Here is a 452-nt window from a genome sequence, read left to right as displayed (position 1 = left end):
CCCAACAGTTTGCCCAAATGCGCGGCAACAGGCGCTACATCGTCTTCAGGATGGAATTCGCCTTCGGTCGGACGGCCAAGGTGGGTCATCACGATCACAGACGCGCCGTTGTCCAAGCAGTATTTGATGGATGCGAGCGAAGCGCGGATACGGGTGTCGTCGCTGATGTTGCCGTCTTTAAACGGGACGTTCATATCGGCGCGGATCAGAACGGTTTTACCTTGAACATTTTGTTCGGTCAGTTTCAAAAATGCCATGATGATTCCTTTGTGATGGTTGGAAACGGGAATGTTTGGGATTATCCGCGAATGAGGCGCGACGGTAAAGATTGGCAACGGCCGCGCTTGATGTGAATCAGCAGATAAAACCCAGGCCGAGACCTTTGCAAAATTCCCCAAAATCCCCTAAATTCCTACTAAGCCATTTAGGGGATTTCCATGAGCACCTTCTTT

The 452-nt window shown here is 50.7% G+C and carries 1 protein-coding gene; it reads right to left on the bottom strand.

Going from position 1 to position 452, the window contains the following annotated elements:
- Positions 1 to 257: phosphoglycerate kinase (gene pgk, locus ACTHSP_RS21935; RefSeq protein ID WP_440347002.1), on the bottom strand; the 257-nt coding region annotated here is incomplete at its 3' end.
- Positions 258 to 452: the final 195 nt, after the last annotated feature.

The organism is Neisseria sp. P0001.S005 (assembly GCF_051963715.1).
This window is presented reverse-complemented; position numbering and strand designations above follow the sequence as displayed.